Here is a 26,215-nt window from a genome sequence, read left to right on the forward strand (position 1 = left end):
CCGGACTGCCCCCAGCTTCACTGCGCCGCTGCGACGACACGGCGGCGAAGGTCTCTCACCTCCACTCGGTTCAACAGCGCCTCGTGGCGCTCCAGGTCGGTGACCCACAGCTGGTTCGGTGCCTCGGCCTGGAAGTGGCGCTCCACCAGGTCAGGGTGTCTTGTGGCGGCCGGGTCGGCCCGGGTGCTGCGGGTCTTCTTCGTCCGCCGCACGCCCTCGATGCCGGCCGTACGCATGAGCCGGGCGACCTGATCCCGGCCCACATCCAGGCCGGCTCGGCCGGCTGCCTTCCAGAGCTTGCGGGCTCCGTAGACGCGGTAGTTGTTCTCCCACAACGTGATCAGCTGTGGTGTGAGCTCCGCGTCCCGGCACGCCCGCGCCGAGCGCGGGCGTGTCTTGGCGGCGTAGTAGGTGCTCGGGGCCACCTGCAGGACCCGGCAGATGGGCTCGCCCCCGAGCGGCTTGCCCTCGACCACGTCGTGGCGGTGGGCATCGATGAACGCCACTACCTGCGATGCCGGCGGTCGAGCTCCGCCCCGAAGAAACTCGCGGCCCGCTTCAGAATCTCGTTGGCCCGGCGCAGCTCGCGGATCTCCTGCTCGAGCTCACGAACCCGAGCGGCCTCGTCGGTGGTGACGCCGGGGGCGTGGCCGTCGTCGATATCGGCCTGGTGCACCCACGAGCGCACCGACTCGACCCCGTAGCCGAGCTGTTCGGCGGCCCGCTTCACGGTCCCGTGATCGTGGCCCAGCTCCGCTCGCAGGGTGCGGACCATCCGCACCGCGGCAGCCTTCTCCTCCTCGGAGTAGCGACGCGTTGTCGGCTTGCCCGGCGACTGCTCTCTCGGCATGGCTCCATCCTCGTTTCCAAGGTCAAGAGCCTTCACCGAACCCAGGGCGAGTCAATCGCCTCGATCACCTGCCGGTGATCACGCCACCGCCCACCCCGACGCGGGGTCCGATCAGGCAGCCGCGGCTCCAGCCACGCCCACGCCTCATCCGACAACACCCGACGCTCAGCCATGGCCCCCATCCTGGCCGACAACCCGACCAAGATCCGTCAGACACTCCCTAGGGCCGCTGGCGAACCAGGAGGCCAGACCACTACTCTTCAGACCACCGCCCACAGCACTATCGTCAAGAAGGGGACGAACGGTCGGCATGAGCCAAGGCAAGATCGAACCTGTCCGCCGTCTGAAGGTCGCCGACTCCGTTGCCGAGCAACTCGAATTGATGATCGGCCGAGGGGATTTCGCACCGGGGGACAAATAACCGCCGGAGCGCGTACTCGCGGAGCAGTTCGGAATCGGCCGCAGTTCGATGCGGGAAGCGATCCGGATCGTCGAGGCCAACGGGATGCTCCGAACCGACCACGGGATCGGCGTCTTCGTCGTCAGCAAGACACGCCGGACGCCCGACCTGTCACAACTGTTGATACTTGGCGAGCACACAGTGCCGGAACTTTTCGAGGCACGCATCACCCTCGAACGCGATGCGGCGGGCTTCGCCGCTCAACGCGTCGTTCCGGATGACGCGACTGTGCTGCATGACATTATCACGGCGATGGCGGATCCCGACCTGAGCGATGAAGGCTTCGTTGCCCTCGACGCTGACCTGCATAGAACGATCACAAAGATCACCAGAAACCCGATCCTGTTAACTCTCCACTCGTCGATCGAACCCCTGTTCGTGGACTACTCTCTCCAGGTCATCGGACTGCCGGGGCGTCGAGAGACCGCGGACATCGGCCACCGCGCGATCGTCGACGCGGTGACTGGAAAGCGAGTCCGCGAGGCACGCACAGCGGCCGTGAAACACATTCGCGATGTCGAGCGGGATATTATCGCGAATCTCACGGACGTGTGCTCACCACGTCACTCGGCTACGTCGAATCTCCGGTCAACAGCTGCGTAGCTTCGAGTGCATTGTTGTCAGCGGTGAGGTTTTGTAAGGGCATCCGCCCGAAGGGATGTCGCCGTTGGATATCTGTGACTCCCGAATCATAAACAGCGCATCGTTGACGGTCAACTCCGGAAGCCTGGGCACCTGGTCCACTCGAACGCTGCGAGCGCGTCGCAGGTCGCGTTCTCGACGTTACACGAGACGGGGCTGGCCTCCTTCCCATCCCACGGAAGCCGAATATCGCGACGGCGACGCCGCTCCAGCGCACAAAATGGATCGTTCATGGGCGCCGCAGGCCTACCGGGTCGCACGAGCGCACCCGTTGCGGGCGGAGCGCGCACCCGTTGACCTCGGAGCCGCCGTGAACGGTGAGCTCGCCGTTCTGGTCGAACCTCTTCAGGCCTGAGCAGCAGTTCCTACTTGAGCATGAAGCCCGCGTCCACCGGGACGGTCGTCCCGGTGATCCACTTTCCGGCGTCGGAGCACAGGAACGCGATCACCTCGGACACGTCGGCCTCGGCCAGGGCGTCCACCGGCATCGGGTTGAACCGCATGGCGTTGCCCAGCTCCTCGTGCTCGGTCAGCCACTGCGGGAAGAAGTCGTTGTTCGACATCGGCGATGCGACGCCGGTGGGGTGGATGGTGTTCACCCGGATCGACTCCGGCGCGAGCTCCTTGGCCAGCGTGCGCATCAGTCCGACGATGCCGTGCTTGGCCGCCGTGTAGTGCGTGCAACCGGCCACCCCGCGCAGGCCCGCGATCGACGACGTGATCACGATCGAGCCGCCGTTGCCGCCCGCCCTGATGTGCGGGACCACCGCCCGGCAGGCTTTGAACACGCCCGTCAGGTTGATGTCGATCATGTCGTCCCAGGCCTCGTCGGTGAGCTCCCAGGTGTTCTCCGACAGACTGAGGATCCCGGCGTTGGCCAGCAGGATGTCGATCCGGCCGAACTCGCTCATCGCCGCGTCGGCCAGTCGGGCCATGTGCGCGGTGCGTCGCACGTCGCCCTCGAGGGCGACGCAGCGGCGGCCCAGCTTCTCCACCTGTGCAACGGTCTCGTCCAGGTCGCCGGGACGCCCCGTGTCGAACGGGACCGAGCCCACCTGCTCGGTGATGTCACAGGTCACGATGTCGACGCCCTCACGGGCGAGGCGGAGCGCGTGCGCGCGTCCCTGCCCGCGGCCGCCGCCGGTGATCACCGCGACCTTGCCGTCCAGCTGGCCCATCTCAGTTCTCCTTTCGGTACGCCGCCGCGCGGCGATTGTGTTCGGTGATCGCGTCGGTGAGAGGCCGGTAGGGCTCGTCCCACGGGTCCTTGAGGCCCCAGCCGCGACCGCCGGTGTTCTCCACGTAACCGCACCAGTGCCAGCCGGCGAACCAGGGCTCGTCGAGCAGCGCCTCCATCGCGGCGCCGTAGTCCGCGCCGCGGGCGGCGTGGTCGGGCAGGCCCTCGCGGTGCGGGTTGAGCTCGGTCGGGGTCCAGTTCCCGACGTCGGCGACGATCACCGGTTTGTCCCCGCACTGAGCGCGCCAGCGGGCCAGGTCGTCGTGCATCCTGCGACGGGACTCGTCGGTGGGTTCGGTGAAGTACTGCACCGACAGCGTGTCGACGTGCGGGGCCATCGCGCGCAGCACCGGTTCCGGGATCCCCTTGTTGCCGTTGAACCGGTCGCCGAGGATCAGATGGTGTGGGTCGTAGCGACGGATCGCCGTCGCGATCGTCTCGTAGTAGCGGCTGGCGACGTCGTAGAGCTTGCGCTCCCGTGCGGCCGTGTCCAGGCCGACGAGCTCGGCGAAGTCCCGCCCGGACGCGTGCGGCAACCAGGCCGGGATGTCGACCAGGAAGTAACCGAGCAGGTCCGGCGAGACGGCGTGTTCGGCGGCGATCGCGCGCCCCAGGTGGTCGCACCAGTCGGCGAAGTCGTCGTCGAGCGGGCGGAACGCCGGGTGGCCGTTCCAGTCCTCGATCTCGGCCACCCGCACCTGGGCGACGTAGGGCATCCCGGCGCCGCGCAGCTCCGCGGCCGACCACTGCTCGGAGTGCTTGAGGTCGATCGGGTCGCCGAACCAGTCCAGCGCCTCGCCCCAGCCGCCCGCGACGTACTCGCTCGTCCAACCCAGCGTGTTGAACCCCCACCCGCGCAGGTCCGCGACGACGCCGTCCCGGATCCAGCTCTGCCGCGACCCGTAGCGCTCGCGCCACACGTCGACGTTGCGCGGGAACTTCAGTGCCGTCTCGTCGGTGTGATTGAGGCCCAGGGACAGGAACGGATTCCCGTCCGGATCGACGAGCCGACCGTCGCGGATCGCGTAGGTCACGCCATCTCCCCGGCGAAGAAGCGCAGGTAGTGCCCGGCCAGCTCCTCCGGCGACTCCTCGGCGAGCTGGTGGCCCCACGGCAGGATCACCGCGCGCACGTCGTCGGCGACCTCTCGCATCTGCCGCTCGTTGTCGGCACCGATGAAGTGCTCGCTGCCCACGGCCAGCACCGGCATCGGGAGCCGGGTCTTCGCGGACTCCCTGTTCTGGTCGCCGTCGGTGAGCGTGGCCCGGTAGATCTCGCACATGCACTTGACGCCGCCGGGCGAGGAGTAGCAACGCACGTACTCGTCGAGCGCATCGGGGGTGATCGCCGACGGATCGTGCGTCTCGTGCTTCATGAAGTAGGAGAAGTACTCCCGCTCGTGACCGTTGATCAGCATCTCGGGGAACTCGGGGACCGAGTAGAAGTTGATGTGCCAGAGCCAGACGTAGCTGCGCACGTTGTCCGGGGTCAGGAACGAGTAGTCCTCCAGCCCGAATCCGGGCAGGATCATCTCCTGGTAGACCAGTTGCTGCACGCGGTCGGGGTGGCGGGCGGCGAGCTGGTAGGCGGCCGCGGCGCCCCAGTCCTCGCCGACCACCCGGAAGCGCTCGTGGCCGAGCTCGGTCATCAGTGCGGCGAAGTCCTCGGCGACGTTCGCCATGTCATAGCCGCCGTCGGCGTGCTCGGAGTCCCCGAGCCCGCGCATGTCCGGCACCACGACCCGGTAGTGCGGGGTGAGCAGCGGGATCACGTGCCGCCAGTGATAGGAGGTCTTGGGCACCCCGTGCAGCAGCAGGACGGGCTCGCCCTCGCCCGCGGTCAGGTAGTGCAGACGGACGCCGTTGACCGTGGCCCGGCCGTGCCGGACCCGTTCACCGTGGTGGTCGACGATCTCCATGGGTTCGCTCCTTCGTAGGTGGTGGTGATTGCTCCGGGGCCGTCACGACCGGGCCCGGCGGACGACCGCCGAGCGCAGGAACGCGATCGGCACCGAGGTCGGTGCGCCGCCGGCCCTCGGCGGCCGGCCTCGGTCGTGGCGGGGGCCGACGTCCGCCACGTGTCCGCGCATCGGGACCACCCGGCCCTCGAGCACGGCGGCCGGTACTGCGGTGGCGTAGTCGGCCCCGGCCTCGATCAGCAGCACCCGCCGGCCGGGGTCCTCACTGGGCCGGGCCGCCACGATGCAGCCGGCCGTCCCGCCGCCGACCACGACGACGTCGACGGTCTCGCTCATCTCCCTAGCTCCTTTGCGGCGGGCAGTGCACGGGTGGGGCCGGCTCCGCACGGGGCCTGCCGTCGTCCCGCCCTTCTCACCGAGGTGCGGGGGTGCAGGCGGGGCCCGGCCGGGCCCCGCCGAGCGGCTCAGGCCACGATCAGCGGCCGCAGGGTGCGGTGGGCGACCTGCAGGCCGGTGTGGACCCGGTCCTCAGTGCCGCCCCAGACCGGGTCCTCGTGCTCGACCGAGAGCACGCCGTCGAAGCCGCCCTCATAGAGGGTGTCGACGACCCGGCGCCAGTCCACGTCGCCGAGGCCGGGCACCCGGTAACGCCACCAGCCGACGTCGAACGGGTCCTCGCGATCGACGGCCTTGCCCGGCCAGCCGTAGCGGTGGCGCCGCTCCGGGAAGAGCTGGATGTCCTTGGCCTGCGCGTGCGGGATGCGGTCGACGTAGGGCCGTAGCGCCTCGACCGGATCGATGCCCATCCATATCAGGTGGCTCGGGTCGTAGTTGAGGTAGAGCCCGAGCGAGAACATCCACTCCCACAGCTCCGGGGAGTAGGCGAGGTTGCCCGGGTAGCCGTCCGGGTGCCAGCCCTCCATCACGCAGTTCTCGACGATCAGCTTGATCCCGTGTTCGCCGGCCCGCTCCACCAGTGGCGGGAAGATCTCCTCGGCGTCGCGCAGGTTCTCCGCGACCGTTCTTCCCGGGTGTCGCCCGACGAACGTGCCGACGGTCGGACAGCCGAGCAGCGCGGCGGCGTCGATGCAGGCGGCGACGTGGTCGTTGACGGCCTTCCGCTCGCCCGGATCGGGGTGCAGATTGTTGTCGTAGAACGCCAGCGAGCTCAGCGTCAGGCCGTGGCGGTCGAACAGCGCACGTGTGCTGTCGGCCTCCCGCTCGCCGAACGAGCTGACATCGAGGTGGCTGGCGGTGAACGGGCGGTCGCCGACGGCCGGCCAGGCCGCCACCTCCAATGCCTCGTAGCCCTGTCCGGCAGCCCAGGCCGCGATCTGCTCCAGCGGCTGGTCGGGAAGGCAGGCAGTGAGCATTCCGAGCTTCACGAGGGCACCTCCACCCAGGTCGAGGACTCCGACGAGCGGATCACCGCGTCGGTCAGTGCCGCGGCGCGCAGGCCATCGGCGAACGTGGGCAACCCGTCCGGTGCGCCGCCGTGGACCGCGGCGTAGGTGTCGGCCACGAACGCGTTGAAGCAGTCCTGGTAGCCCTGCGGGTGCCCGGGCGGGAGCAGCGAGTAACGCGCCGCGGCCTCCGACGACGCCGACGAGCCACGGTGCAGCGTCCGGTCGCCGTCGATGCCACCGATCCGCACCGCCTCCGGGGCCTCCTGGTCGAAGCGGTACGCCGCCCGCTCGCCGTCGAGGGAGATCCGCAGGGCGTTGCGCCGGCCGAGCGCGGTCTGGCTGACCACGACCGAACCGGTGGCACCGGTGTCGGTCTCGAACTGCACGGTGCTGGCGGTACCCCCACCCGCGGTCGCGGCCAGCAGGCGGGTGATCCGGTGCCCGCTGGTGAACTCGACCAGGTCGCACCAGTGCACTCCGACGTCGGCGAACGCACGGTGTGCGCCGCCCTCGGCCGCGTCGCCACGCCAGCCGGCCGGTGCTCCGGCGGCCTGCCAGTCCTGCAGGTAGGCCCCGTGCAGCAGGTGCAGCGGCCCGGCCTCGCCTGCGTCGACCCGGGCCCGGATCTCCCGGGCCGCGGGGTAGAAGCGGTAGACGAACGGCACCGTCGCGACCAGCCCGCGGGCCGCGGCGGCCAGTTCCCGCGCGCCGTCCAGCGTCGTCGCGAGGGGTTTCTCGCAGATCACGGACTTGCCCGCGGCCAGCGCCCGGCGGGCCAGAGCGACGTGCGTCGAGTTCGGGGTGCACACGTGCACGACGTCGACGTCGTCGGCGTCGATCAGGGCGTCGCCGCTCACGGCCGCGGTGCGGGCACCGAGCCGGACGGCGGCCTCCTCCGATCGGTCGGGGCGCGAGGCCGCGACGCGGGTCACCTCGCCCCCGGCCGCCCGGACGGCGTGCGCGTGCACGCCGCCGATGAACCCGGCGCCGATGATCCCGGCTCGAAGCCTGCCCGCCATCGGTTGCTCCCGTCTCAACTCGTCGTCACGGTCAGCCCGGCCCGGTCCAGCGCGCCGTCGAGCCAGGCGCGACTGATCCGGGCCGCCTCGGCCGGGTCGCCGTCGTAGGAGTCCAGCTCGACGACCAGCCAGTCGTCGTAGCCGGACTCGGCGACGGCGGCGAGCACGCCGTCCAGGTCGAGCGCGCCGCGGCCGAGCGGCAGGAACGTGGCGCCGTCGGCCCCGAGGTCCTTGAGGTGCACGTGCCGGATCCGGTCCGCGTGGCGGCGGATGAGCGCGGCGGGGTCGCCACCACCGGCGGCCAGGTGGGCGGTGTCCGGGCAGAAGCCGATCGAGGATCGGGAGAACACGGCCTCGACCTGCTCCGGAGACTGGCCGATCGTCCCCAGATGGGGGTGGTAGCAGGCGGACAGGCCGTGCTCCGCCGCGATCCCGGCCACCGTGTCGAGGGCGTGGGCGAGCCGGTCGTGATCGCCGTCGGCGATCCCGTGCGCACGCGGTGCGCCACCACCGACCACCAGCTGGCCGGCCCCGAACCGGGCGGCGTCCTCGGCGGCCCGGCGCACCCGGTGCAGCTCGTCGGGCAGGATCTCCGGATAGACGAAGTTTGCGCCGGTGTAGACCCCGACCAGCGACAGCCCGGTCTCGTCCAGCAGCCGGGACAGCGAAGCGGGGTCGCCGTCGGCGAACTCGCGCACGTTCCCGTCGAACATCTCGACACCCCGGTAGCCGGCGGCGGAGATCTCGCGCAGCGCCCGGTGCATGTCGCCGGGGACCCGGTAGACGAGATCCTTCACGCTGGTCACCCCAGCGGCGGCGCCGGTGACTCCGCCCCAGGTGATCGAGTGATAGCCCAGGCGCACGGCCCACCTCCTCCGGTGCGGCCTCAATGCCCGCACTTCCGATCAGTGTGACGACACTAAAGTTTGATCTGCACGGAAGTCAATGGACTAATCTCGGAAGTCCGGCCGAGGCGGAACGAGGAGGCCACCGAGTGGGACTGTCCGTGCAGGGTGTCGCGCCGGACCAGCTCGACACGCTGGTCACCGTGCTCGACCTGGTTCGTTCCGGCGGCGCGCGCACGCGCCCGGAACTGGCCCGTCGCACCGGACTCGGGCGCACGGTCATATCGCAGCGGCTCGGTCAGCTGGAGGCAGCCGGCCTGGTGACCGAAGGTGACCTCGGCATGTCCACCGGCGGCCGGGCGCCACGCGAGCTGCGCTTCCAGGCCGATGCAGGGGTGCTGCTGGTGGCCTCGCTCGGGGCGACCGGGTTCGATGCGGGCGTGGCCGACCTGAGCGGGCGCCTGATCGACCACTGGGGTCGAGACTGGGACATCGCCGCCGGACCGGAGGCCAGTCTGAGCCGGGTCGAGGGACTGTTCGACGAGCTGCTCGCCGACCGGGACACCCCGGTCTGGGGCATCGGTCTCGGGGTGCCCGGACCGGTCGAGTTCGCCTCCGGCCGCCCGGTGGCGCCACCGATCATGCCGGGCTGGGACGGCTACCCCGTCCGCGAGCGGCTGGCCGCCCGTTATAATGCGCCCGCGTTCGTCGACAACGAGGTCAACGCGATGGCGTTGGGTGAGTACCGGGCCGGCCGCGGAGCCGGCTCCCCCGACCTGGTGCTCATCAAGATCGGTACCGGAATCGGGGCCGGACTGATCTCCGGTGGACGACTGCACCGCGGCGCGCAGGGCGCGGCGGGCGACATCGGACACGTCGGACTGACCGGATCGGTGCCCGACGCAGAGCAGGTGTGGTGTCGCTGCGGCAATGTCGGCTGCCTGGAGGCGCTGGTCGGCGGCGCAGCGCTGGCCCGCGACGCAACGGCGGCCGTCCGAGCGGGCCGGGGAGAGTACCTGGCCGAACGGCTGGCCCAGGCGGGCGAGATCACCTCGAACGACGTTGTGCTCGCCGCCGAGTTCGGCGACCCGGTCGCGGTGGAACTGCTGACCCGGGCCGGTCGCCTGGTCGGCGACACGGTGGCCGCGATGGTCAACTTCTTCAACCCGTCGATGATCCTGCTCGGCGGCCGGGTCGGAGCCTCCGGTGACCTGCTGCTGGCCAGCGTCCGGCAGTCGGTCTACCGGCGGTCGCTGCCGCTGGCCACACGTGACCTGCAGATCGTGCGGACGTCGCTGGGTGAACGGTCGGGTCCGACCGGCGCGGGCCTCATGGTCGTCGACGAGCTGTTCGGCCGGGACCTGCTCGCTCGGTGGATCCCGCACGGCAGTCCCGCCGGGATGCCGGGGCTGCATCCGCATCCGGTGGCCGGCGCCTGACCGGACGACTATCGCTGGCATAGCCAGCTGCGCATCGTCGGGCGGCGCTCTGCCGCGCAGACTCGGGATACGCCGCGCCAGCGGGTTGTCAACGGATTCTGAAAATTGACCCCGCTGAACCCGGGGCGCCCCAAGGCGTCCGGCCAGTAGGTGTCACTTCACTGGGAGCAGACCAGGTCGTACCGGCCCGGAGGGAAGGTCTCGGTGAGGTCGTGGCGCTGCCAGTCGACCCGCACACCGGCCCGCCCGGCGCAGGACCTCGCCGGAGACGTCCACGGCGGTCACCCGCCAGCCGAGTCCGGCCAGCCCGATCGCGTCACCGCCGGATCCACACCCGAGGTCGAGTGCCGATCCCGGGAGCCGGGATACCTCCTCGACGAGCAGCGGGTTCGGGGGAGGGACCTGGTCGGGAACGCCGAGGCTGCCGTGGAAGGCGTCCCAGTAGGTCTGTGGGGTGTCCTCCGGGGCGGGCTACGGCATTCCGGTCTCCGTACGAGGCGTCATGACGGGAACGCTGCCGGGTCGTCCCCGGAGCAGCCAGAAAACGGGCTCTTCGCCCCTGAGCGTGGTGCGTCGCTGTAGAACACGATCTTCAACCTGGGCCTGAACATGGGCCTGGGGCCTCACGATCCGTGGTGTTCAGGACACGAGATCGGGAGGCCCCAGGTGGAACGAGAGCGTAGTGCTGCCGCGGCGATGCTGAGCATGGCGGGCTTCGTCGTGCTCGCCGTGTCGGAGCACGACGGCGAGCTTGAACAGGCGATCGAGACCACGGCGGATCTGGTCGGTTGCCCGACCTGCGCCGCGGTCGCGGTGTTGCATGATCGGCGGCCGGTGTGGGTGCGGGACCTGCCCTCGGCCGGACGACCGGTCACCCTGGTGTGGATCAAGCGAGTGTGGCGGTGCCCGCACGGGCTGTGCCCGACCAGGACGTGGACCGAGACCAGCACGGCGATCGCGGCGCGGGCCCCGTTGACCGCCCGTGCGCGAGCCGAGATCTGCCGACGCGTGGGTGAGGACGGCGCGTCGGTCGCGTCGGTGGCCCGGAAGTTCGGGATCGGAGGGCGCACCGCGATGGCCGCAGTCCGCGAGCACGGCGAACCCCGGGTGGACGACCCGGGCCGGCTCGCCGGCATCGACGCGGTCGGGGTGGACGAGACCGCATTCCAGGCCGCCGCTGCAACGCGGGCGACCAGCTCCGTGACCGGCATCGTGGACCTGACCCGCGGGCGCGGGCCGGCTCGGCTACTCGACATCGTCAACGGGCGCAGCGCATCCGCGCTGCTGAGCTGGGTCGACACGCAGGCCCCGTCCTGGCGGACCGGGATCACGACCGCGGCCCTGGACCCCTATCGGGGCTACGCCAGTGCGCTGCGCACCGCGCTGCCCGACGCGGTGCGGGTCCTCGACGCGTGCCACGTCGTGCGTCTCGGGTTCGCCGCCGTCGACGACGTCCGCCGCCGCATCCAGCAAGAACAACTCGGGCACCGCGGCCGCACCGGGGACCCGCTCTACGGCATCCGCCGGCTGCTGCGCCGCCGCCACGACCACCACAGCGAGAAGTCCTGGGCGCGGCTGCTGGCCGTGCTCGACGCCGGTGACACCGCCGATGAGCAACTCGCCCGGACCTGGGTCGCAGCCCAGAACCTGCAGCTGATCTACCACGCCGGTGACCGTGCTCGCGCCGACGCAGCCCTCTACCGGTGGCTGGCCTACTGCGCGGACGCCGACATCCCCGAACTCACCCGCCTGGCTCACACGATCGACTCCTGGCGGGTCGAGTTCCTCGCCTACTTCGACACCGGCGGCATCTCGAACGGGCCCACCGAGACCGTCAACCTGCTGATCAAGAAGATCAAGCGAGTCGGGCACGGATTCCGCAACTTCGACAACTACCGGCTCCGCCTACTGCTGCACTGCGGAGTCGACTGGGGCACCATCCACGCCACGCCGATCAGAGGGCGACTACCACGCTCAGCGGCGTAGAGCCAGAAAACGTGCCGATCCGGCACGTTCGCATGTGATTGGCCGGGACCGGGGCTGCGGTGGATCCGCCCACCCGGGTTCGGGCTGCCCGACGCCGCGACCCGGCTGCGGCAGCGGCCGCACCAGTGGTCCGATGGGCTGGCGCGGGCGTACGAGGGGCGCTGCAGCCCGACTCGGGCATCGTGCTGCCGTCCGGCGACGATGCCGGGCCGTCGCGGCGTGCGATCCGCCCGCGGCTGCCGCGCCGGGGCAGAGTGCTGCCGGTGTTCGAGCCCACCACCGGCCTCGACGTGATGTCGGCTGCCGCCGTCGCGGGAACTGGTCCGGGCCGCGGCGGACGACTGCGCGGGGACCGACGCTCAGCGGGGCCGGTAGCGCAGCAGCACCAGGTCGCCGATCGGGCGGGCCTCGACCAGCGTCATCGGACGCTCCGGGCTCTGCGGGAACCTGCCGTCGTGCACGAACCGGGGCGCGCGGGCGTCACCGACGAAGAACGGCGCGACGACGACGTGCAACTCGTCCACCCGGCCCGCGGTGAGGAACGCCGTGTGCACGGCGCCGCCGCCCTCGACCAGCAGCCGCTCCACCCCGCGGGCGGCGAGATCGGCGAGCACCGACGACGGGGTCGGCGGTTCGCCCGCACCGACGACCTCGGCCACGCCGTCGAGCCGGGCGCGTGCCCCGTCGACGGCCCGGTCGGCGGTGTAGACCAGGGGAGGGTCCGACCGCTCGCAGGTGAACACGGCGGCCGTGGGATCGAGGTCCCCGCTCGTGGAGAGGATCACCCGGCGCGGCGACGGCGGACGGCCGGCGGCGATCCGCTCGTCGCGCCGCCGGTCGGAGCGGACCCGCAGCCGGGGATCGTCGGCGCGCACCGTCCCGGCCCCGATCAGGATCGCGTCCACCCCGGCACGGACCTCGTCGACCCGGTCCAGGTCGTCGGCGTCGGAGAGCACCAGCGTGCCCGGCCCGGCGTCGTCGATGTAGCCGTCCAGCGAGACCGCCACCGAGGCCAGGACGTAGGGCCCGGACGGGCGCCCGGAGCGGTCGGCCGTCGCGGTATTCGTCACGTCCGGCGAGGTTACGCGACCGCCGCGTGGTGGCCCGCCGGGCGGCGAACCGCACCGGAAGCGCTCGCCCGTACCGGGCGGGCGTCCGCCGCGGATGATGTAGTCCGTCTCGACCTCGTCCACGATCCGAAGGGCTCCACATGACCTCGAGCGCCCGCCGTGCGTACCGGCAGGTCGGGATGCTGGCCGTGGCCATGGCGGTCCTCCTCGGGTGCGCGGCCGAACCCGGCGGGCCGCCGGGGGCCGTTGCACCGCCGGATCCGGCACCGCCGCTCCGGTTCCTGCAGATGAACCTGTGCAACAGCGGGATCGCCGGGTGCTTCACCGGGCGGGCGGTGGAGGAGGGAGCCGCCGTGATCCGGGCCGAGGTGCCGGACGTGATCACGCTCAACGAGATCTGCGTGGACGACGTCGCGGTGCTCGAACGGGCGCTCGCCGAGGCCGCCCCCGGTGCGTCGACCTCCTCGCACTTCCAGCCGGCGCGCGACCGGGGGACCGGTGGGCCCTACCCCTGCCGTGACGGCGGGCAGTTCGGCATCGGCGTGGTGTCGCAGACGCCGTCGGCGGTCGCGAGCGCCGGCATCCATCCGGCACAGGATCCGCTCGACCCCGAGGAACGGGCGTGGCTGTGCCTGGACACCGGCGCCGGGAGCGCGCTCACCGCCTGCACCACCCACCTGGCCTACACCGACCGCTCGGTCGCCGTCGCCCAGTGCCGGTACCTCTTCGACGACGTCGTCGGGGAGCTGCGGGCCCGCGACGGCGCCGGTCCCACGGTGGTCGGCGCGGACCTCAATCTCGGTCCGGGCGACGACCCGGACTTCCTGGGGTGCCTGCCGGACGGCTTCACCGACGTCGGCGACGACGGTCGGCAGCACGTCGTCGCCTCGCCCGATCTGGTCGCCGCGGACTTCCGGCAGGTCGACATGCGCGGCACCACCGACCACCCCGCGATGCTCGTCACGCTGGACCCGGTCACCCCCTGACCCGACGGTTCTGCCCGCGCCGTTGCAACACGATCTGATGACAGGCGCGTCGCACGCCGACATGCCGGACTTCTCGTCGAAAATGAACCGAAGAGCCGTCTCCGGCCGAAAACAGGACGAACAGTCGGAGAACAACCGCACGCGCGCGACATCTCGCTGTCGGCCGGGCGGGAGCGGTCTCCGCACAGCAGTCGGCACGCCGGGAGAACCGTTGCTCAGCAACACCGTCCGAGACCTCGTCACGGGGGCGCGACCCGGTGCACGTCGTGGTCCCGGCCGGGATCGACGCGCGCAATGCCGCCGGAGGCCGGCGGAGTGAGGGTGCACGGATGGACGCGCCTGTCACCACTGCTCCGCGTGTCCGGTGGTATCGCCCTGCTGGTGGTGCTGGTCGTGCAGGTCGGCGCGGGCCCGGTGCTGGAGCGGCTGCGCGGGATCGAGGTCTCCACGGTGCTCGCCGCGCTCGTGCTCGGTGCACTGGGGATCGTCTGCACGGCGTGGCGCTGGTGCGCGGTGGCCCGGGCGCTGGGCCTGCGCCTGAGCGGGACCGGGGCGGTCGGCGACTGCTACCGGGCGAGCTTCCTCAACTCGGTGCTGCCCTCGGGTGTGCTCGGTGACGTGCACCGCGCGGTCAGCCACGGACGGCGCGCCGGGGACGTCACCGGCGGCGTGCACGCGGTCGTCCTCGAGCGGGTGGCCTGCCAGGTGGTGCTCTACGCGGCCGCGGTCGTCGTCCTGATCGCCCAGCCCGACCTGCTGCGTGCGGCCGGCGACCGGATCCCCGGCGGCGCCGGCTGGGTGGTCGGCGGAGTGCTCGTGCTGGTGGCCGTGGTCTGCCGGCTGCTGTGGACACGATTGCGCCGGCTGCTCGCCGACGTCCGCGCCGTGCTGCGGGCCGGGCCGGGCGCGGTGCTGCTGCTGGCCTCGGCCGGGCAGCTCGGCTGCTACCTGGTGATGTTCGTCCTCGCCGCGCGGGCGGCGGGATCGGTTGCCGGGACCGCCGAACTGCTGCCGCTGCTGGTGCTGGCGATGGTGGCGATGACCGTGCCGCTGAACGTCGGCGGCTGGGGCCCGCGCGAGGCGGCCGCCGTCGCCGGGTTCGCGGCGGTCGGACTCCCGGCCGCCGAGGGCATGGCGACCGCCGTGATCTACGGGATCCTCGGCCTGGTCGCCTGCGCACCGGGAGCGGTGGTGGTGCTGATGCGGCGCCGGGCCGACGCCGCCCCGGTCACCGCGCCGGGCGCGCGTTCAGCCGGTGCCGAGGGCGTGCAGGTGCCCGGCGAAGCGGGCGACCAGGGTGGCCAGGACGTCGCGGCCCTTGTCGGCGGTCGCCAGGGACGGCCGGCCGACGACCCCGGAGGTGGAGTACCACTGCAGCCCGCGGCTGAGCAGGTACGGCCGCTCGTCGGCGTCGTGGTCGGCGGTGGCGAAGTCCGGCCGGACCTGCTCCGGATGGGTGTGCAGCAGGATCGAGGTCTCCAGCTCGCCGGCGTGCATGTCGGCGGCCGACGAGGTGACCAGCCCGGCCTCGGCGCGGGCCGCGCCCCAGTCGTCGCCGCCGGGGAACAGTGCCATCGGCATCGGCCCGACCGACGCCTGCTGCACGACGTTGCGCAGGACGTGGTTGCCGCCGTGCCCGTTGACCAGCACCAGCGCGGGGACCCCGGAGGCGTGCAGCGAGGCGGCGATGTCGGTGACGACCGCGGCGAGGGTGGTGGCCGAGATGCTCACGGTGCCGGCCCACGCGGCGTGCTCGTGCGAGCAGGAGATCGTCACCGGGGGGAGCAGTCGGACCGGGTACGCGTCCGCGATCCGGGCGGCGAGCGATGTCGCGACGAGGGTGTCGGTGGTGAGGGGCAGGTGCGGGCCGTGCTGCTCCAGGCTCCCCACCGGGAGGACGGCGGCCGGGACGGCACGGTCGCGGAGGTCGACCGTGGTGTCGGCCGGAACGGAACACATGTGGGCGAGGCTCTCACGGGTCCGCCCCGGTGCGGAGGAGGAACTGTGGAGGATCCGAGTCGAGGCGGCCCGGCCGAGGTCGCCGAGTCGGAGCTGACGACCCGGCACGGACGGTTCCGGGCGATCGCCTTCCGGGAGCACGCCGGTGGGCCGGAGCATCTCGCCCTGGTGCACGGCGACCCGGCGGCGGCCGGCGCGGCGCTGGTGCGGGTGCACTCCGAGTGCCTGACCGGCGACGTGTTCGGTGCGACGCGGTGCGAGTGCGGTGACCAGCTGTCCTCGGCGCTGGACGCCGTCGTCGACGCGGGCTGCGGGGTGATCGTCTACCTGCGTGGTCACGAGGGGCGCGGGATCGGGCTGCTCGCCAAGATCCGCACCCACGTGCTGCAGGACGGGGACGGCCTCGACACGGTCGACTCGGCCGTCGCGCTGGGGCTGCCGGTCGACGTCCGGGACTTCGGTGCCGCGGCGGCCGTGCTCCGGCACATCGGCGTCGACCGGGTGCGGCTGCTGTCCAACAGCCCGGCGAAGGTGGAGGCACTCACCGGGTACGGGATCGTGGTCACCGAGCTGGTGCCGCTGCTGGAGCCGGTCACCGAGCACAACGAGCGCTACCTGACCGCCAAGCGCGACCGGCTCGGCCACCACCTGCCGCAGCTGGACCCGGCCCGCTTTCCATAGCGTCGCGATGCTATAGAGTCCGGCGGATGGCGAGGCGGAAGGACCCGGCGGTGCGCACACTGCTGCTGGAGCGTGCGGCCCGGATGCTCCGGGACCGCGAGCCGATCACGTTGCGGTCGCTGGTCGAGGGGACCGGCGTCTCGACGATGGCGGTCTACACCTACTTCGGCGGGATCGACGGGGTGTGGCGGGCGCTGCGCCAGGAGGGCTTCACCCGGCTGGCGGCCCGCCTGGAGGCGCTCGTCGTCCCGGCCGACCCGGTCGAGGACCTGGTGGCGGGGGTGGCCGCCTACGCCGTCAACGCCCTGGAGCATCCCGACCTGTACCGGGTCATGTTCGACGCGACCGTCGAGCTCGAGGACATCGACGCCGCCGAGGCGACCCTCGGCTACCTGGTGCGTGCCGCGCACCGCTGCCGCGACGCGGGCCGGATCGGAGCGGACGTCGATCCGGCCCGGCTCGGCACCGACGTCTGGACGGTCTGCCACGGGATCGTGTCGCTGATCGTGAGCCGGGTGGCCTCGCGTCGGACGCTCGCCTCGGGCGTCCACCTGCTCACCGCGGTGATCGTCGCCGCCGGCGACGATCCCGCGCTGTGCCGGCGCTCGGTCGAGGCGGGCTGGATCGCGCTGCGTCCGCCTCAGGGCAGCACGGCCACCGCGTCCACCTCGACCAGGTAGCCGGGCGCCGCGAGTGTGGTGACCCCGATCCAGGTGCTCGGCTGCTGGAACTCGACGCCCAGTGTCGCGGCGGCTCGCTCGCGTCCGGCGAGGAACCGGCCGGCCCGCTCCTCGGTGAGGTCGACCAGGTAGACGGTGACCTTGGCCAGGTCGGCCGGGGTCGCGCCGACCGCGTCGAGCGCGGCGGCGATGTTGAGGTAGCACTGCTCGGCCTGGGCGGCCAGATCGTCCTTCCCGACCAGGTTGCCCTCGGCGTCCCAGGAGACCTGTCCGGCCAGGTAGACGGTGCGGGTGCCCTGGGTGACGGCCACCTGGTGGTGGACGTCGACCCGGTTGACCCGCTCGGGATGGACCAGCGCGACGCTCATTCTTCCGGTTCCTCTCGTCGTGGAGGTCAAAAACATAACACAGCAATGCTATGTCATCGGCTCCAGCCGGAGCCGGTGCCGCTCACCGGCGCAGGACGATCCCCGCGTGGTAGATCACGCCGTCGTACTGCACGCCGAACGCCCAGAAACCGGAGTCGTCGCGGTAGACGATCCGGTCCCCGCGGGTCCACCAGGCGCCGGTGTAGGCGTCCACCCGGCCGCCGCGCGTCTCGGTGTACCGGCCGCCGGGGAGCAGGTGCTGGTCGAGCGCCCGCCCCCGGTCGGTCCAGGCGCCGACCCACGCGTCCGGGTCCGGCACCCCGGCGGCGGGGGTGGGCTCCCCGTCCCGGACGAGGATGTCCCCGTCGACGACGACGGCCAGCAGATCGGCCGGCCGGACGACGAGCATGTTCCGCATCTGCGACGCGCTCACCCGGCCGCGGACCACGACGAACGTGGCCGGGTTCCCCGGGACGAGGTCGTAGGCACCGCGCTCGCCGGCCGGCCGGGCGCGCAGCGCGTTGCCGTCCAGCAGCGGCACGATCGACGTGCCCCGGGCGTCGATCACGCGGTCGTGCCCCTCGTCGCCGGGAGCCGCTGGTCCCGCGTGCGTGATCACGCCGTCGCGGGTGGCCAGCTCGCCCGGTACGGCGTGCGACGGCGTCGGGTACACGGTCGCGCCGGTGAACCGGAGGGACGGTGCGGTGCTGGGCATTCGGGCCTCCCGTGGGCGTGGCCGCCGGGACCCGGCGGCCACCGTCCAGGGTCGTGCGGAGCACCGCCGCCGGGGAGGCCGGGGAGATCCTGGGTGCGGCACACCCCGGCACGGGACGCGGTCCCCGCCGCCGCGTCCGCGCACCGGCGATGGCGTGCGTCACACCACCTTGAGTGTGCCGCTGCGGCACGACCTGTACTGGCGTCCACGATCACAGCGGACGACGACGGGATGACGATGGTCGACGTGCAGCACAGAGCCGGCCGGTCGGCGCGGGGCGCCGCCCGGAACGGGCCGGGACCGGGTGCCGGGGCCGCGCGGCGGGCACGTGCGCGGGCCGGGCGACCGCCCGCGGTGAGCGTCGTCGTCCCGGTCCGGAACGAGGCGCGGAACCTCGAGATCGTCCTGCCCGCGCTCGCCGCGGTGCGCCCCGCGGTGCACGAGATCATCGTCGTGGACGGGCACTCGGCGGACGGCTCGCTCGACGTCGCCCGCCGGGTGCTGCCGTCGGTGCGCACCGTCACGCAGACCCGGCGCGGCAAGGGCAACGCGCTGGCTTGCGGCTTCGCCGAGGTGACCGGCGACGTCGTGGTCATGTTCGACGCCGACGGGTCGGCCGATCCGGCCGAGATCCCGGCGTTCGTCGACGCGCTCGTCGCGGGTGCCGATCTCGCCAAGGGCAGCCGGTTCACCACGGGCGGCGGCAGCGACGACATCACCGTGCTGCGCCGGGCCGGCAACCACGGCCTCAACGTCGTAGCCAACGCGTTGTTCGGCACGTCCTTCACCGATCTCTGCTACGGCTACAACGCGTTCTGGGCCGATCTGCTGCCGGTGCTGGACCTGCCCGCGACCGACGCGCCGGCCCCGCCGGCGGGTGTGCCGTGGGGTGACGGCTTCGAGATCGAGACGGTGCTCAACTGCCGGTTCGCGGCCGCCGGGCTGGCGATCACCGAGGTCTCCTCGGTGGAGCGGCGGCGGATCTTCGGCGACACCAACCTGCGCACCTTCGCCGACGGCGCCCGGGTGCTCCGCACCCTGCTCGCCGAGCGCCGGCGCAGCTCCCGGACCCTCGCCCCGGTGCTGCCGCTGCCGGTGCCCGCCGTGCCGCCTGCGCCCGCGGTGCCGCCGGTGCCCGCCGTGCCGCCTGCGGTCCCGCTCGCCCGGCATCCGGAGCCGCGGCCGGCCCCGGACGAGCCGGTCCCGCACCCGTCGACCGATCCGTGTCCCGGAGGGACTGCCCGTGCACGCGCCTGATCCCCACCGGCCCTACCCGGCCCCGCCGTCGCCGGAGCCCGGTGCGGCGAACCGCACGGCCCGGCCCGGGCCCGCCGTGGCCGATCCCGCCCGCCCGTTCGGCGCGCACCTGCGGACGAGCTGGTGGAAGCCGCTCGTCCTGCTCGGGACGCTGCCGGTGGTGCTGGTGCTCACCCAGTGGCTGGCGTTCCTGTTCGTCGGCGTCCTCGTGGGCAGCGACGATCCGCTGTCCACCGAGTTCACCCCGGAGAAGGCGCTCGCCGCCAACCTGGCCATCGGGGTGACCGGCCTGGTGGCCGTGCTGATGCTGGTGTGGCTGACCGGGGTGCCCTGGCGCGCCCTGTTCAGCCACCGGCGGGCGTTCGACGGCCTGCGGCTGGCCCGCTACTCGATCGGCGCGGCGCTGCTGGTGGGCGCGGCGATGGCCGTCGTCGCGGTCGTCGCACCGGAGTCCGCCGGCTGGACCGGCTTCGCGGTCACCGGCACCACCCTCGCCCTCCTCGCGGTCACCCTGCTCACCACCCCGTTCCAGGCGGCCGGCGAGGAGCTGATGTTCCGTAGCGTCCTGCTGCCGGCGGCGGCGAGCCGGCTGCGCGCGGTCCGGCCGGCCCTGGTCCTCGGGCTGGTGGTCTCGTCACTGGGCTTCGCCGCGGTGCACGGCTCGACCGACCCCTGGCTGGCCGGCTACTTCACCGTGGTCGGGCTCAGCACCGGATTGATGGCGATCATCAGCGGCGGGATGGAGGCGCCGATCGCGTTCCACGTCGTCAACAACGTCATCGCCGGCGTCCTCACCAACGTGATGTCCGGCGGCGGGACCAGCACCATCGACCGGGCCACCGACACCGGCGGCCCGTCGCTGCTGATCCTCGCCGTCGCCAACGTCGCGATGGTCGCCGTCGTGTGGTTCCACGAGCGGCGGGCCCGCCCGGCGCGGCTCGCCGGCTGACCGGCACCCCGCTCAGCGCGGGTCGCGGATGCCGTCGACGATGCGGGTCCAGTCGTCCGCGCCGTGCCCGTCGTCGACGGCGCGCCGGTAGTGCGCCTGCACCGCGCGGGGGAGTGCGAGATCGATGCCCGCCTCCGCGCTCGCGGCCACCACGTGGTCGGCGGTCGCGCCCATCATGGTCGCGGTGCTGAGATCGCCCGGGTGCCGGTCGTCGTCGATGTGGGTCCACGGCGGCTCACCGGCGGCGACGATCTCCGGCGTGTCCGCCAGCATCGCGAGCAGCCCGGGCATCACCTCCGAGGCGGACAGGCCGGCCGTGCCGAGCAGCGCCGTCGCGTGCGCGAGGGCGGACAGGCCGGTCAGGAAGACGTCGAGATGGGCCAGGTACATCAGCTGCGCGAGCGCCGGATCGGTGCCGAGCAGGCGCGGCTCTCCGATCGTGGTGAGCACCTGGCGGTGGCGCTCGAACGCGTCGACGTCACCGCTGTAGAACACCGACGCGGCCGGTGTCCCGACCATCGGCGCGGGCACCATCACCCCGCCGACGACGAGCCGCGCGCCGTGCCCGGCGAGCCACCGGGCGGCGTCGCGGGTCCCGGCGGGGGACTCCGAGCTGAGATTGACGACGGTGCGCCCGGGCAGGTCCGCGACGGCGTCGCCGAGGATGTTGTACATCGCCCGGTAGTCGGTGAGGCTGAGGATCACCAGCGGGCCCGCCCGCAGCGCGTCGGACGGGGTCGGCGCGAGCACGGCACCGGCGGCGACGACCGGCTCGGCCCGGGCGGCGGTCCGGTTCCACACGGTCACCGGGTGGCCCGCCGCGAGCAGCGCCCCGGCCATCGCCCGGCCCATCGGGCCGAGCCCGATCACGGTCACCGGGGTCATGCCGCGCTCCGCTCCGCGCGCAGGCCCTCGACGATCCGGCCGAGGTCGTCGGCGCCGTGGCCGGCGTCGATCTGCTGCCGGACGAGTGCCCGCAGCAGGCCCGCGGACCGCACCATGGCCGCGCCGTGCAGGAACCCGGTGAGCATCGTGTACATGGCCGCGAGCAGCGCCAGATCGAGCAGCGACGCCCGGCCGGCGTCGTCGCCGTGGTAGCTGCTCGCCGCCCAGCGGTCGAGCAGGTCCCGGTGGGCGTCGAACACCGCCCGCGGGCCGCTGTAGAGGATCTGCGCACCGGGCCCGCCGATCATCGGCGGGGTTGCCATGATCGCCCCGTCCAGGTACCGGATGCCCCGCTCCGCGCTCCAGGACGCCAGCTCGCGCGCCTCGGCCGGGGTGGTCGTGGTGAGGTTGACGACGGTGCGCCCGCGCAGCGCGCCGGCCGCCGGATCGAGGATCGCGTGCACCGACGCGTGATCGAGCAGGCAGACGATCACCGGCCCGCCGGCGGCCACCGCCTCCGGCACGGTCGCCGCGCCGGTCGCGCCCCGGGCGAGCAGGCCGGCCGCTCGTCCCGGGGTGCGGTTCCACACCGTCACCGGACGGCCGTCGTCGAGCAGGGCGCCGGCGAGTGCCCGGCCCATCGCGCCCGTCCCGAGCACGGCGACGGGGAGTCGCGTGTCCGTCATGGAGGTCCCCTCCTTGAGTTCGTCGGATCTGTTCCTCCATGCTGGGCGGGTACCGCGGATGCCGGAAGTACCCACTATTTTCTGCGGTACTTACCTTTTGGTGAGTGAGGAGCGGGGCGTGACGGGTTCGGACAGGTGCGGTCCCTACATCTGCGGCATCGACGCGGCGCTCGACGTCGTCAGCGGGAAGTGGAAGGGGCTCATCCTGTGGGAGCTCGACGAGCACGGCGTCCGGCGGTTCGGTGAGCTGCGCCGGGCGCTGCCCGGGGTGAGCGAGAAGATGCTGACCCAGCACCTGCGCCAGCTGGAGGAGGACGACCTGGTGCACCGCCGGGTGCACGCGGAGGTCCCGCCGCGGGTCGAGTACTCGCTGACCGAGCACGGCCGGGCGCTCAACACCGCCCTCGGGCCGCTCGGCGAGTGGGGCCGGGACCGGATCGCCCGGGAGCGGCGGGCGATGGTGGACCATCCGGACGCCCCGTCGATGCCCCGGCCCTGACCGGGCGGGGTCGCCGCCCCGACCTCTCCGACGACCCGAGGACGTGCACAGTGACCGACTACGGCCACGACCTGTGGTTCGGCAGCTTCATCACCCCGGCAGCCCGGCCGCCGGAGGGCCCGGTCGAGACGGCGCTGCTGGCCGAGCGCGCCGGGCTCGATCTCGTCAGCTTCCAGGACCATCCCTACCAGGCCGCGTTCCAGGACACCTGGACCCTGATGTCCTGGGTCGCGGCGCGCACCGAACGCATCCGGATCAGCGGCAACGTGCTCTGCCTGCCGCTGCGTCCGCCGGCGGTGCTGGCCCGGGCCGCCGCGACGCTGGACCGGCTCAGCGGCGGGCGCGTCGAGATGGGGCTGGGCGCCGGCGCGTTCTGGGACGGCATCGTCGCGATGGGCGGCACCCGGCTCGAACCCGGCCAGGCCGTGCGGGCGCTGGAGGAGGCGATCCGGGTGCTCCGCGGGGTGTGGTCGACCGACGAGCCCGGCCGGCTGACCGTCGAGGGGGAGTTCCATCCGGTCGCCGGCGTCCGGCGCGGGCCGGCGCCCGCACACCCGATCCCGATCCACGTCGGGACGTACAAGCCGCGGATGCTCCGGCTGACCGGCCGGGTCGCCGACGGCTGGCTGCCGTCGCTGGGCTACCTGTCCGACGGGCCGCCGTCGCTGCGGGCGATGAACGAGCAGATCGACGACGCCGCGTCCGCCGCCGGGCGCGATCCGGCCGCGATCAGCCGGATCCTCAACCTCGACGGCGCCTTCGGCAGTGGCGACGGGCTGTTCCGCGGGACGCCCGACGCCTGGGCCGAGCAGGTCGCGGACCTGGCCCTGCAGTACGGCGTGTCCGGGTTCGTCCTCGCCTCCGACGATCCCGCCGACCTGGACCGCTTCGGGCGCGAGGTCGCCCCGCTGGCCCGCGAGCTCGTCGCGTCCGAGCGCACGGGATGAGGCCGGCCCGCCCTGCGGGCCAGGGGGCGGACGACCGCCGAGATGCGCGTCAGGGCGAATTGTCGTTCTTCCCCGGACACTGGTGCGCATCTCGACGGGGGACCGGCGGGCGTCAGGGGTGCGGGCCGCCGCCGAAGCCGGTCCAGCGCAGCTCGGGCGGCAGGTGCCCCATGTCGTTGTAGAGCACCAGGGTCGGCGCCGTGCCCGGCCGGTACTCGATCACGGTGAGCGAGGCGTTGCCCGGATTGAGGCCGAGCCAGCGGTCCGGCGGCGCGTCCAGCGCGTGCCGCACCAGCCAGGCGATCGGATAGGAGTGGGTGACGAGGACCTCGTGCGTGTCGGCGGCGCCGTCGCTGGTGCCGGTGGCCCGGGCGAACCGGCCGGTCAGGGCGGCCGCGCGGATCGCGCCGTCGGCGGCCTCGGCGGCGTCGTAGCCGTCGAAGAAGCCGGCCCACTCCGGGGGCGGCTCGGGCGGCACGTGCGGCACGTGGTCGACGAGCTCGGGCGCCTCGTGCAGCGCGGCGCCGGGCAGGTGCGCGGCGAGGATCTGCGCGCACCGGGCGGCCCGGGGCAGCGGCGAGTGCCGCACGGTGTCGATCGGCAGCCCGGCCAGGCGGGCGCCGAGCAGCTCGGACTGCCGCCGTCCGGTGTCGGTGAGGGTGCCGAACGCGTCGGCGGCGCCGTGCCGGACCAGGTGCAGGCGGCGGGTGCGCGGCGCGGTCATCGCCGGTCCTCGGTCGCCGGGAGGACCGCGTGCGCGTCGCGCAGCCGGTCCGCCGCGGACCGGGGGGAGCGGTCGCCGGAGATGTCGTCGGCCCAGCCGAGGAGCCGGTCGCGGTGCGGATCGGCGTCGTCGACGGTGCTGCCGGCATGGCCGAGGACGATCCGGCCGGTGGTCCCGTCGATGGTGAGCACGGTGCCCTCGCCGACGGTGCCGGCCCGGGTCGTGACCGTCCCGGCGGCCGGGTCGACGGCGATGTCGGCGGCGCCGACGACCGCGGGCCTGCCGAGTGCCCTGGCGACGACCGCGGCGTGGCAGGCCGGGCCGCCGCGGGTGGTCAGGATGCCGGCGGCGGCCGCGAGGCCGTGCATGTCGTCCGGCGACGTCTCCGGCCGGACCAGGACGACCGGGCCGTCCGCGGCCAGCCGGACCGCCGATCCGGCGGTGGTCGCGATCCGCCCGGAGACGACGCCGGGCCCCGCCCCGGTCCCCTGACCGGCGAGGACGCCGGGATCGGCGAGGATCGGCGTCCGGGCGTGGTCGAGATCGTGGCCGGTGGTCCGGCGGACCGCCTCGCGCCGGTCGATCAGCCCCGCGTCGGCGAGGTCCACCGCGATCCGCAGCGCGGCCCGCCCGGCGACCGGGGCGGGCCGGAGCTGGAGGAACCACAGGCGGCCGGACTCGTGGGTGAACTCGACGTAGCAGGGCCGCCGCAGCCGGCGTTCGGCCCGGGCGAGGGCGGCGGTCAGCTCCGGCCACAGCGCGGGCTCGCGCCCGGCCAGCTCGCCCAGCGGGTGGGTCCGGACCCGGCCGGAGACGACGTCGGGACCCCGGTGGCCGAACATCACGTCGCCGAACGGGACCGGCTCGCCGGTGTTCGGGTCCCGGCTGAAGGCGACGCCGGACCCGCTGTGCCCGTCGCGCGCGCCGTCCACCATGACCTGCACGATCGCCGCGGTGCCCCGGTGGTGCGGGATGTCGTGCAGGGTGCGGTAGGTGCGGGCCCGGGGTGCGTCCCAGGAGGTGAACACCTCCCGCAGCGCCCCGTCGAGCGCCCCGGGCAGGTCGACGCCGAGGACGGTCCGCATCATCCCGGGCATCGACACCGCCGCACCGGAGCGGACCGCGACCGTCGACGCCCGCGGTGCGAGATCGCGCAGGGCGGCCGTCACCTCCTCGACCAGCCCTCCGGGGAGCCGGCCGGTGGCCAGCACACCGCGGCAGACCCCGGTCGTGACGACGACGGCCGGCGGCACCGGCAGCCCGAGCCGGTGCAGCTCGGCCAGTCCGCGGGCCTTCCCGCCGATGCGTGCGGCCGGCTCGTCGAGCTGCGCGGACACGGCGTGCACCCGGGTCACCGCGGGATCCCGAGGGTGGCGAGCAGGTCCTCGTGCAGCTCGGCCCACACGGCGTGGAACGAGGTGACGCTGTCGGTGGCCTCCCGGAGGTCACCGGCCCGGACCCGGCGCAGGGCCAGCGCCAGTCGCGGCCGGTACCGACCGAACCGGTCGAGCGCCGCGGTCAGCTCCGCGCAGACGGCGGCGGCCCGCCGGTCGAGATCGGTGAACCGGTCGAGCACCCGCGCGTCGTGGGCCGGATCGGTGTGGTCGTTCACGACGGTGCGGCCGCCCGGACCCGGGCGCAGCTGCCACGCCGCGCAGAGGTCGAGCAGCTCGGGATTGAGCTCCAGGAACCGGTCGAGACCTGCGATGACGGCCGGGCGGGTGCCCGCCGCGGCCAGCTCGGCGGCGGTCCGCTCCGCGTCGGCGGCCCGGCCGCGGGCGCTCAGCCCCCAGGCGGCGAACTCGCCGCTGGTGCGGACCACGAGCCCGGCGGCGCCGAGGTCGATCAGCTCCGACTCGATCCCGGCGGACGGCAGCCCGGTCGCGACCGCGATCCGTTCGACGCCGGTGTGCCCGGTGCAGCGCAGCGTGTGCAGGACCAGCAGATCCGGCGGGGTCGTCGTCGGCACGGCGTCAGCTCCGAATGTCGAGAATTTTCAAATGTCGT

Annotated in this window: 27 protein-coding genes, 3 pseudogenes and 1 other annotated feature; of the genes and pseudogenes, 12 read left to right on the top strand and 18 right to left on the bottom strand. The window is 73.1% G+C overall.

Annotated elements, in window-relative coordinates; translation table 11 throughout:
- Window positions 1–92 precede the first annotated feature (92 nt).
- Window positions 93–850, bottom strand: a pseudogene (locus tag ACVJO7_RS31550) (IS3 family transposase); the annotation flags it as partial.
- Window positions 417–551: a sequence feature (AL1L pseudoknot), on the bottom strand. It overlaps the preceding pseudogene by 135 nt.
- Window positions 851–1,283: 433 nt before the next feature.
- Here ACVJO7_RS31550 and ACVJO7_RS31555 point away from each other — a divergent pair.
- Together ACVJO7_RS31555 and ACVJO7_RS31560 are read left to right on the top strand one after the other, a co-directional pair.
- A pseudogene (locus tag ACVJO7_RS31555) lies at window positions 1,284–1,379 on the top strand (FadR/GntR family transcriptional regulator); the annotation flags it as partial.
- Window positions 1,356–1,913, top strand: a complete 558-nt coding sequence (locus tag ACVJO7_RS31560; RefSeq protein ID WP_491676002.1) for a FadR/GntR family transcriptional regulator — start codon at window positions 1,356–1,358, stop codon at window positions 1,911–1,913. The pseudogene ACVJO7_RS31555 and the gene ACVJO7_RS31560, both read left to right, overlap by 24 nt.
- Window positions 1,914–2,317: 404 nt before the next feature.
- Here ACVJO7_RS31560 and ACVJO7_RS31565 read toward each other — a convergent pair whose 3' ends face one another.
- The 7 genes from ACVJO7_RS31565 to ACVJO7_RS31595 form a co-directional block, all read right to left on the bottom strand.
- Window positions 2,318–3,130 (bottom strand): mycofactocin-coupled SDR family oxidoreductase, encoded by an 813-nt coding sequence (locus ACVJO7_RS31565; protein ID WP_491675974.1) that lies wholly within the window; start codon window positions 3,128–3,130, stop codon window positions 2,318–2,320.
- A gap of 1 nt (window position 3,131) precedes the next feature.
- A complete protein-coding gene (locus tag ACVJO7_RS31570; protein ID WP_491675975.1) occupies window positions 3,132–4,223 on the bottom strand; it encodes an agarase in 1,092 nt (363 codons plus the stop codon).
- Window positions 4,220–5,107 carry an alpha/beta fold hydrolase gene (locus tag ACVJO7_RS31575; protein WP_491675976.1) on the bottom strand — a complete coding sequence of 296 codons (888 nt, stop codon included), beginning with the start codon at window positions 5,105–5,107 and terminating at the stop codon, window positions 4,220–4,222. The genes ACVJO7_RS31570 and ACVJO7_RS31575 overlap by 4 nt, the downstream gene beginning before the upstream one ends.
- A 42-nt stretch (window positions 5,108–5,149) precedes the next feature.
- Window positions 5,150–5,443: a lycopene cyclase family protein gene (locus ACVJO7_RS31580; protein ID WP_491675977.1), complete on the bottom strand. Its 294-nt coding sequence runs from the start codon at window positions 5,441–5,443 to the stop codon at window positions 5,150–5,152.
- Between the two features lie 128 nt (window positions 5,444–5,571).
- Window positions 5,572–6,492, bottom strand: coding sequence for a sugar phosphate isomerase/epimerase family protein (locus ACVJO7_RS31585; RefSeq protein WP_491675978.1), 921 nt, complete (start codon window positions 6,490–6,492; stop codon window positions 5,572–5,574).
- A complete protein-coding gene (locus tag ACVJO7_RS31590) occupies window positions 6,489–7,532 on the bottom strand; it encodes a Gfo/Idh/MocA family protein (protein ID WP_491675979.1) in 1,044 nt (347 codons plus the stop codon). The genes ACVJO7_RS31585 and ACVJO7_RS31590 overlap by 4 nt, the downstream gene beginning before the upstream one ends.
- Window positions 7,533–7,546: 14 nt before the next feature.
- A complete protein-coding gene (locus tag ACVJO7_RS31595; RefSeq protein ID WP_491675980.1) occupies window positions 7,547–8,395 on the bottom strand; it encodes a sugar phosphate isomerase/epimerase family protein in 849 nt (282 codons plus the stop codon).
- A gap of 131 nt (window positions 8,396–8,526) precedes the next feature.
- On the opposite strand from ACVJO7_RS31595, the gene ACVJO7_RS31600 reads away from it, so the two are divergent.
- Complete coding sequence (locus ACVJO7_RS31600) at window positions 8,527–9,816, top strand: ROK family transcriptional regulator (RefSeq protein WP_491675981.1); 1,290 nt, start codon at window positions 8,527–8,529, stop codon at window positions 9,814–9,816.
- Between the two features lie 153 nt (window positions 9,817–9,969).
- On the opposite strand, the gene ACVJO7_RS31605 is transcribed toward ACVJO7_RS31600, so the two are convergent.
- Window positions 9,970–10,200 (bottom strand): class I SAM-dependent methyltransferase, encoded by a 231-nt coding sequence (locus ACVJO7_RS31605; RefSeq protein ID WP_491676003.1) that lies wholly within the window; start codon window positions 10,198–10,200, stop codon window positions 9,970–9,972.
- 282 nt (window positions 10,201–10,482) lie between these two features.
- Between ACVJO7_RS31605 and ACVJO7_RS31610 the strand changes: the two genes are divergently transcribed.
- Complete coding sequence (locus tag ACVJO7_RS31610) at window positions 10,483–11,802, top strand: ISL3 family transposase (RefSeq protein WP_491675982.1); 1,320 nt, start codon at window positions 10,483–10,485, stop codon at window positions 11,800–11,802.
- Window positions 11,803–12,161: 359 nt separating this feature from the next.
- Here ACVJO7_RS31610 and ACVJO7_RS31615 read toward each other — a convergent pair whose 3' ends face one another.
- Entirely contained in the window at window positions 12,162–12,872 is a 711-nt protein-coding gene (locus tag ACVJO7_RS31615) for a RibD family protein (protein WP_491675983.1), read from the bottom strand.
- A gap of 140 nt (window positions 12,873–13,012) precedes the next feature.
- Here ACVJO7_RS31615 and ACVJO7_RS31620 point away from each other — a divergent pair, with 140 nt between their 5' ends.
- Together ACVJO7_RS31620 and ACVJO7_RS31625 are read left to right on the top strand one after the other, a co-directional pair.
- A complete protein-coding gene (locus tag ACVJO7_RS31620) occupies window positions 13,013–13,858 on the top strand; it encodes an endonuclease/exonuclease/phosphatase family protein (protein WP_491675984.1) in 846 nt (281 codons plus the stop codon).
- 294 nt (window positions 13,859–14,152) lie between these two features.
- A pseudogene (locus tag ACVJO7_RS31625) lies at window positions 14,153–15,016 on the top strand (lysylphosphatidylglycerol synthase domain-containing protein); the annotation flags it as partial.
- 90 nt (window positions 15,017–15,106) lie between these two features.
- On the opposite strand, the gene ACVJO7_RS31630 reads toward ACVJO7_RS31625, so the two are convergent.
- Window positions 15,107–15,817, bottom strand: coding sequence for a creatininase family protein (locus tag ACVJO7_RS31630; protein WP_491676004.1), 711 nt, complete (start codon window positions 15,815–15,817; stop codon window positions 15,107–15,109).
- A gap of 45 nt (window positions 15,818–15,862) precedes the next feature.
- Here ACVJO7_RS31630 and ACVJO7_RS31635 point away from each other — a divergent pair, with 45 nt between their 5' ends.
- Window positions 15,863–16,498 (top strand): GTP cyclohydrolase II, encoded by a 636-nt coding sequence (locus ACVJO7_RS31635; RefSeq protein WP_491676005.1) that lies wholly within the window; start codon window positions 15,863–15,865, stop codon window positions 16,496–16,498.
- Between the two features lie 26 nt (window positions 16,499–16,524).
- Window positions 16,525–17,178: a TetR/AcrR family transcriptional regulator gene (locus ACVJO7_RS31640; RefSeq protein WP_491675985.1), complete on the top strand. Its 654-nt coding sequence runs from the start codon at window positions 16,525–16,527 to the stop codon at window positions 17,176–17,178.
- Here the strand turns inward: ACVJO7_RS31640 and ACVJO7_RS31645 are convergent.
- Both ACVJO7_RS31645 and ACVJO7_RS31650 read right to left on the bottom strand, forming a co-directional pair.
- On the bottom strand, window positions 17,139–17,546 hold the full coding sequence (locus ACVJO7_RS31645) for a RidA family protein (RefSeq protein ID WP_491675986.1): 408 nt from the start codon (window positions 17,544–17,546) through the stop codon (window positions 17,139–17,141). The genes ACVJO7_RS31640 and ACVJO7_RS31645 overlap by 40 nt on opposite strands.
- 82 nt (window positions 17,547–17,628) lie before the next feature.
- On the bottom strand, window positions 17,629–18,261 hold the full coding sequence (locus ACVJO7_RS31650) for an Atu4866 domain-containing protein (protein WP_491675987.1): 633 nt from the start codon (window positions 18,259–18,261) through the stop codon (window positions 17,629–17,631).
- Between the two features lie 354 nt (window positions 18,262–18,615).
- Between ACVJO7_RS31650 and ACVJO7_RS31655 the strand changes: the two genes are divergently transcribed.
- Together ACVJO7_RS31655 and ACVJO7_RS31660 are read left to right on the top strand one after the other, a co-directional pair.
- On the top strand, window positions 18,616–19,518 hold the full coding sequence (locus ACVJO7_RS31655) for a glycosyltransferase family 2 protein (RefSeq protein WP_491675988.1): 903 nt from the start codon (window positions 18,616–18,618) through the stop codon (window positions 19,516–19,518).
- On the top strand, window positions 19,505–20,467 hold the full coding sequence (locus tag ACVJO7_RS31660; protein WP_491675989.1) for a CPBP family intramembrane glutamic endopeptidase: 963 nt from the start codon (window positions 19,505–19,507) through the stop codon (window positions 20,465–20,467). The genes ACVJO7_RS31655 and ACVJO7_RS31660 overlap by 14 nt, the downstream gene beginning before the upstream one ends.
- Window positions 20,468–20,479: 12 nt before the next feature.
- On the opposite strand, the gene ACVJO7_RS31665 is transcribed toward ACVJO7_RS31660, so the two are convergent.
- A complete protein-coding gene (locus ACVJO7_RS31665; RefSeq protein ID WP_491675990.1) occupies window positions 20,480–21,352 on the bottom strand; it encodes an NAD(P)-dependent oxidoreductase in 873 nt (290 codons plus the stop codon).
- Window positions 21,349–22,038, bottom strand: a complete 690-nt coding sequence (locus tag ACVJO7_RS31670; RefSeq protein WP_491675991.1) for an NAD(P)-dependent oxidoreductase — start codon at window positions 22,036–22,038, stop codon at window positions 21,349–21,351. The genes ACVJO7_RS31665 and ACVJO7_RS31670 overlap by 4 nt, the downstream gene beginning before the upstream one ends.
- Before the next feature lie 118 nt (window positions 22,039–22,156).
- Between ACVJO7_RS31670 and ACVJO7_RS31675 the strand changes: the two genes are divergently transcribed.
- Together ACVJO7_RS31675 and ACVJO7_RS31680 are read left to right on the top strand one after the other, a co-directional pair.
- Window positions 22,157–22,537 carry a winged helix-turn-helix transcriptional regulator gene (locus tag ACVJO7_RS31675; RefSeq protein ID WP_344019991.1) on the top strand — a complete coding sequence of 127 codons (381 nt, stop codon included), beginning with the start codon at window positions 22,157–22,159 and terminating at the stop codon, window positions 22,535–22,537.
- A 50-nt stretch (window positions 22,538–22,587) separates the two neighbouring features.
- Window positions 22,588–23,484, top strand: a complete 897-nt coding sequence (locus ACVJO7_RS31680) for an LLM class flavin-dependent oxidoreductase (RefSeq protein ID WP_491675992.1) — start codon at window positions 22,588–22,590, stop codon at window positions 23,482–23,484.
- A 112-nt stretch (window positions 23,485–23,596) separates the two neighbouring features.
- Here ACVJO7_RS31680 and ACVJO7_RS31685 read toward each other — a convergent pair whose 3' ends face one another.
- The 3 genes from ACVJO7_RS31685 to ACVJO7_RS31695 are packed head-to-tail and all read right to left on the bottom strand — an operon-like array spanning window position 23,597 to window position 26,177.
- Window positions 23,597–24,208 (bottom strand): histidine phosphatase family protein, encoded by a 612-nt coding sequence (locus tag ACVJO7_RS31685; protein WP_491675993.1) that lies wholly within the window; start codon window positions 24,206–24,208, stop codon window positions 23,597–23,599.
- Window positions 24,205–25,563, bottom strand: a complete 1,359-nt coding sequence (locus tag ACVJO7_RS31690) for a PEP/pyruvate-binding domain-containing protein (protein WP_491675994.1) — start codon at window positions 25,561–25,563, stop codon at window positions 24,205–24,207. The genes ACVJO7_RS31685 and ACVJO7_RS31690 overlap by 4 nt, the downstream gene beginning before the upstream one ends.
- Window positions 25,560–26,177, bottom strand: coding sequence for a transcriptional regulator (locus ACVJO7_RS31695; protein ID WP_491675995.1), 618 nt, complete (start codon window positions 26,175–26,177; stop codon window positions 25,560–25,562). Before ACVJO7_RS31695 ends, ACVJO7_RS31690 begins: the two co-directional genes overlap by 4 nt.
- Window positions 26,178–26,215: the final 38 nt, after the last annotated feature.

It is taken from the genome of Pseudonocardia sp. DxW (assembly GCF_058448985.1).